Source organism: Streptomyces alkaliterrae (genome assembly GCF_007097205.2).
In the GTDB taxonomy this organism is placed as follows: domain Bacteria; phylum Actinomycetota; class Actinomycetes; order Streptomycetales; family Streptomycetaceae; genus Streptomyces; species Streptomyces alkaliterrae.
Genome location: NZ_VJYK02000352.1, coordinates 1 through 5,313 on the forward strand (window position 1 = coordinate 1; position 5,313 = coordinate 5,313).

At 75.0% G+C, this 5,313-nt stretch carries 6 protein-coding genes; 5 read left to right on the forward strand and 1 reads right to left on the reverse strand.

The annotated features are described in order from the left end of the window. The 4 genes from FNX44_RS23415 to FNX44_RS23430 form a co-directional block, all read left to right on the forward strand. Positions 1 to 504, forward strand: a 504-nt coding sequence (locus tag FNX44_RS23415; RefSeq protein ID WP_143650827.1) for a COG4315 family predicted lipoprotein, incomplete at its 5' end; no start/stop codon positions are given. Positions 505 to 617: 113 nt separating this feature from the next. Then, positions 618 to 902, forward strand: coding sequence for an SCO4848 family membrane protein (locus FNX44_RS29210; protein ID WP_228450150.1), 285 nt, complete (start codon positions 618 to 620; stop codon positions 900 to 902). Continuing rightward, on the forward strand, positions 902 to 2,188 hold the full coding sequence (locus FNX44_RS23425; protein WP_143650829.1) for a metallophosphoesterase: 1,287 nt from the start codon (positions 902 to 904) through the stop codon (positions 2,186 to 2,188). The genes FNX44_RS29210 and FNX44_RS23425 overlap by 1 nt, the downstream gene beginning before the upstream one ends. A gap of 127 nt (positions 2,189 to 2,315) precedes the next feature. Beyond that, positions 2,316 to 3,404 carry an ADP-ribosylglycohydrolase family protein gene (locus FNX44_RS23430; protein WP_143650833.1) on the forward strand — a complete coding sequence of 363 codons (1,089 nt, stop codon included), beginning with the start codon at positions 2,316 to 2,318 and terminating at the stop codon, positions 3,402 to 3,404. Between the two features lie 66 nt (positions 3,405 to 3,470). On the opposite strand, the gene FNX44_RS23435 is transcribed toward FNX44_RS23430, so the two are convergent. Further along, entirely contained in the window at positions 3,471 to 4,280 is an 810-nt protein-coding gene (locus FNX44_RS23435) for a TIGR03619 family F420-dependent LLM class oxidoreductase (RefSeq protein WP_143650831.1), read from the reverse strand. A 160-nt stretch (positions 4,281 to 4,440) separates the two neighbouring features. Here FNX44_RS23435 and FNX44_RS23440 point away from each other — a divergent pair. After that, on the forward strand, positions 4,441 to 5,313 hold an 873-nt coding region (locus FNX44_RS23440; RefSeq protein ID WP_173019264.1), incomplete at its 3' end, for a CehA/McbA family metallohydrolase.

Genomic DNA, 5,313 nt, shown 5'->3' on the forward strand with positions numbered 1-5,313 from the left:
GCCCCCGCCCAACCGGCCGCCCCGGCCGGGCCGGACGGCTCCACCGAAGCCGAGCCGCCGCCCGCGCGGGGCACCGACGACGAGCCGGCCACCCCGCCCGGTCGGGCGGCACCCGCGTCACCGGCCGCGCCCGCCCAGCCGCGCCCGGTGATGCCGCAGCAGTCGGTACGCGTCGCGCAGACCGAACTCGGCCGCATCCTGGTCGACCAGTCCGGCCGCACCCTGTACGGCTTCACCAAGGACAAGGACGGCGCCAGCAACTGCGACGCCGACTGCGTCGCCGTGTGGCCCGCCCTGATCACGCCCGGGGAGGTGAAGCCGGGCGACGGCGTACGGCCGGGCATGCTGCGCACCGCGCGGCAGGGCGGCGACGTCACCCAGGCCGCGTACGGCGAGTGGCCGCTGTACTACTACGTCGGCGACACCGGCCCGGGCGAGACCAACGGCCAGGGGCTCGACGACGAGTGGTTCGTCGTCGCGCCGGACGGGAAGCTGATCAGGTAGTGAGCCGACGGGCCGGCCGGCCCGCCCCCTGCCGGCCGGCCCGTCTCCCCACCGTGCCCGCCCGTGCTCGCCCCGGGCGAGGTCCTGTCGGCGGGCCCGCCCATACTTGGGGCATGAAGCTCAGCCGCCCGGTCGCCTGGTTCCTGCTCGCCTTCGGCGTGTGGTCCTGGATCATCTGGATCACCTTCATCCGCAACCTGTGGCAGGACGCCAGCGGGCTGGCCTTCGACGACGCCGGCGACCCGACCGGCTACTTCTGGGTCCACCTGCTGCTCGCGATCACCTCCTTCCTGCTCGGCACGGCCGTGGGCCTCGTCGGCCTGCGGGGGCTGCGGGCGCTCCGGCCGGAGAGCGGCGACGGCGGCGGCGACGGCGATGGTTCGGGGGCTGGTCGGTGATGGCCTTCGCCCTCGTCCTGGTCTCGATCCTGTGTGTGCTGAGCGCCGCGCACTGGTACCTGTGGAGACGCCTGGTGCGGGACGTGTCGGCGCCGGGCGGCGTCTGGCGGCGTACCGGCACCGCTCTTGCGGTCCTGCTGCCCCTGGTGATGGTGGCGGCGCAGGTCACCGGCCGGTCGGACGCCCCGCTGTGGCTGAAGCGGCTGCTGGCCTGGCCCGGGATGCTGTGGTTCGCGCTGCTGGTGTACCTGCTGCTGACGCTCCTCGTGCTGGAGTTCGTACGGCCGCTGCTGCGCCGCTGGGCGGCGCGCCGCGCCCCGGCGGCCTCCGCCGAACCGGCGACCGCCCCGGCCGCGGTCGGCAGGACCGGCGCGACCGCCGGCCCTGCCCCCGCCGACGGGACGGCCGCAGCGGGCCCCGCCGCCACGGCCGCCGCGTCGCCGCCCGACGAGCCCGCGGACCCCTCCCGGCGGCTCTTCGTCTCCCGGGTGGCGGCCGTCTCCGCCGGCGCTGTCGCCGCCGTGACCGTCGGCCAGGGCACTTACCAGGTGCTCGGCGCGGGTCCGGTGGTCAAGCACGTGCCGGTGGTCCTCGACCGGCTGCCGGCGGCGGCCGACGGCTACCGCATCACGCTCATCAGCGACATCCATCTGAGCCCGGTACTGGGCCGGCGGGCCTGCCAGCGCATCGTGGACCGGGCGAACGCCACCCGTCCCGACCTGATCGCCATCGCCGGCGACCTCGTCGACGGCTCGGTCGCCGACCTGCGCCACGACGCCGAACCGCTGGCCGGGCTCACCGCCCGCGAAGGCGTGTTCTTCGCGATAGGCAACCACGAGTACTACTCGGGCGCCCAGGAATGGGCCCGGCACATCGACCGGGAACTCGGCATCACGGTGCTGGCCAACCGCCACGTCTCACTCGAACACTTCGACCTCGTGGGCGTGAACGACCCGGCGGGTGAGGAGTTCGGCGACGGCCCCGACCTGGCCCGGGCCATGGCCGACCGGGACGAGCGGCGGGCGTCCGTGCTCATCGCGCACCAGCCGGCGCTGATCCACGACGCCATGCGGCACGGCGTCGACCTCCAGCTCTCCGGCCACACCCACGGCGGCCAGATGTGGCCGGGCAACGTGCTCGCCGCGCTGGCCAACCCGACGCTTTTCGGGCTGGAGCGGTACCGCGACACCCAGCTGTACGTCACGCGCGGCGCGGGCGCCTGGGGCCCGCCCGTGCGGGTCGGCGCCGAACCCGACATCACCGTGCTGGAGCTCCGCTCCCGCTAGGTACTGTCCGGCGGGTCGGGGGTCGCGGGACGGCTCGGGGGTTGTCGTCTAGGGTGCTTTTTCGGCAGGGGGCGTGTAACCAGGGAGGGGCGAAGTGACCGCTTCGAGCACGGTCGTCTGGGGTCGGATGGAGCAGCAGGACTTCCGCAGCCGGGTTCGGGGCTGTCTGCTGGGCGGCGCCGTCGGGGACGCGCTCGGCGCCGGGATCGAGTTCCAGTCGCTGGAGGAGATCCGCTCCCGGCACGGCGAGGAGGGCGTCACCGACTACGTGCCGGCCTACGGCAGGCGCGGCGCGGTCACCGACGACACGCAGATGACGCTGTTCACCGTCGACGGGCTGATACGCGCCCACGTCCGCCGCGACACCGGTGCCTGGCACCCGCCGACGGACGTGCACGCCGCCTATCTGCGCTGGGCCGCCACCCAGCGCGACTGGGGTCCCGACGAGCGCCGGGCGACCGACGGCTGGCTGGCCCGCGAGGAGTGGCTGTACGCGCGCAGGGCACCGGGCAACGCCTGTCTGACGGGGCTCGCGGACGAGCGGATGGGCACCCTGGAGTCGCCCAAGAACCCCGGTTCCAAGGGCTGTGGCACGGTGATGCGGTCGGCGCCGTTCGGGCTGCTCGTGGGCTGGGAGCCGCAACTGGTGTTCCAACTGGCGGTGGAGTGCGCGGCGCAGACGCACGGGCACCCCACCGGGGTGCTGTCGGCCGGCGCGTTCGCGGTCATCGTGCACGGCGTGGTCAGGGGCGAGACGATCGACGCGGGCGTGCGGCACGCGCTGGCGCTGCTGGCGACGCGCCCGGACCACGAGGAGACCAGCGAGGCCCTCCAGCACGCGCTCGAAGCGGTGCGCCGGGGGACGCCGGGCCCTGAGCTGGTGCAGTCCCTCGGTGAGGGCTGGACGGCCGAGGAGGCGCTGGCGATGGGCGTGTACTGCGCGCTGGTCGCCGAGGACGTGCGGCACGGGCTGCTGCTCGCGGTCAACCACGGCGGGGACTCCGACTCCACCGGCTCGATCTGCGGCAACCTGCTGGGCGCGCTGCACGGCGAGACGGCGCTGCCGCCGAGCTGGATCGCGGAGCTGGAGGGCCGGGCGACACTCCTCCAGCTCGCGGACGACTTCTCGATGGAGATGACGCAGGGCCCGGCGCTGCACGCCCCCGGTTCGTCGGCCGGCTCCGCGGCCTGGCTGGCCCGCTACCCGCGCGCCTGACCCGCGTCCGACCCGCGCCGCCGCGAGAGCCGCCGCGCGGGCCGCCGCGCCGAGATACCGGGCCCGCTACAGGTACTGCGAGTAGTCGTCGAGTGCCCGTAGCACGGCCGGCTCCGCGGCGGACGGCAGCGCCAGGATCACCTCCGCCGCGCCGAGGTCGCGCAGTCGGGCCAGCTTCCCGGGCGAGGGGTGGACGTAGGCCGGGACGACCTCGGCCTCGGGCGCGTACTCCCGCAGTCGGGGCAGCGTCCGGGTGAGCCCGCCGCCGCCGATCGGCATCCAGCCGTCGGCGTGGTCGGCGACGTCCGCGAACAGCCGGTCGTCCGCCGCGCCGCCGAGCAGTACCCGCGGCCCGCCGGGCCGTACCGGCTTCGGGTACGCCTCGCTCGCCTCGACGGAGCAGAACTCGCCCCGGTGGGCGGTGGGTTCGCCGGCCCACAGCGCGCGCATCAGGGCCAGGTGGTCGCGGACCTGGGAGCGGCGGCGGGCCCAGTGGACGCCGTGGTCCAGCGCCTCCTCGCGGTTCCAGCCGAGGCCCACGCCGAGCGTGAACCGTCCGCCGGACATCCAGTCCAGGCTGGCGACCTGTTTGGCCAGCACGATCGGATCGTGCTGGGCGACGAGGCAGACCGCCGTGCCGAGCGCGAGGCGGGTCGTGACGGCGGCCGCGGCGGCGAGCGCCGTCAGCGGGTCGAGGCTGCGGCCGTACTCGCGCGGCAGCGGTCCGCCGCCCGGCGCCGGGCTGCGGCGGCTGACCGGGATGTGGGTGTGCTCGGGCAGGTACAGCCCGCCGAAGCCGCGCTGTTCGAGTTCCTGGGCGAGCCGTACGGGGTGGATGGTCTCGTCGGTGAGGAAGACGCTGGTGGAGATCCGCATCAGGGCCCTTCGGTCGGCGGGCGGGGGCGCGGGTGGCGCCGCGTGTGGTGTGTTGTCCTCCGGTCGTTCATACGCCAGGGTGCTGTCCGATGTCCCTTAGCCGTACAACGGTGTCCTCGGCAAGTGCCCGACTGTTCTCGACGCCAGGGGGTCGGCGGAGATGGAACGACGTGACGTACTGAGGTTGACGGCCGGCGCCGCGGGCGGGGTGGGCGCGGTGACGCTCGCGCCGCTCGCCTTCGCCGCGCCGCCAGGGCAGGACGCGGAGACCCGCAGCCTGCGCGGTGAACTCCCGCCCGGCGCACCGGACTTCGTCTACCTTCCGGTGCAGGTGCCGCGTGGTGTGCGGGAGCTGACCGTCGCCTACCGCTACGACCGCCCGGAGGTCCCGCCGGGCACGCCGGGCAACGCGCTCGACATCGGGGTCCTCGACGAGCGCGGCACCGGTTCGGACGCCTTCCGGGGCTGGTCCGGCGGCTTCCGCGACACGTTCACCATCAGCGCCGAACGGGCGACACCGGGCTATCTGCCGGGGCCGGTGGGCGCCGGCACCTGGCACGTCGTGCTCGGCCCGTACACGGTCGCGCCGCAGGGTCTGCGCTACGAGGTCGCCGTCACCCTGCGGTACGGCCGGCGGGGCCGGACGCCCGAGCCGGTGTACCCGCCGGAGCGGGCCCGCGGCCGGGGGCGGGCCTGGTACCGGGGCGACTGCCATCTGCACACCGTGCACTCCGACGGGCAGCGCACCCCGGCCGAGGTCGCCGAGGCGGCCCGGGCCGCCGGTCTTGACTTCATCGTCTCGACCGAGCACAACACCACCTCCGCGCACGCCGCCTGGCAGGGGCTGTGGGGCGAGGACCTGCTGATCCTGTGCGGCGAGGAGGTCACCACCCGCAACGGCCACTACCTGGCGCTGGGCACCGATCCCGGCACGTTCGTCGACTGGCGCTACCGGGCCAGGGACGAGGCGTTCCACCGGCACGCGGCGCGGGTGCGCCGGGCCGGTGGTCTGGTGGTGCCCGCCCACCCCAAC

Bases quoted from the DNA above. Each gene is read 5' to 3' on its own strand.
- FNX44_RS23435 (WP_143650831.1), bottom strand. From the start codon at position 4,280: ATGCGGATCTCCACCAGCGTCTTCCTCACCGACGAGACCATCCACCCC.
- FNX44_RS29210 (WP_228450150.1), top strand. From the start codon at position 618: ATGAAGCTCAGCCGCCCGGTCGCCTGGTTCCTGCTCGCCTTCGGCGTG.
- FNX44_RS23430 (WP_143650833.1), top strand. From the start codon at position 2,316: ATGGAGCAGCAGGACTTCCGCAGCCGGGTTCGGGGCTGTCTGCTGGGC.
- FNX44_RS23425 (WP_143650829.1), top strand. From the start codon at position 902: ATGGCCTTCGCCCTCGTCCTGGTCTCGATCCTGTGTGTGCTGAGCGCC.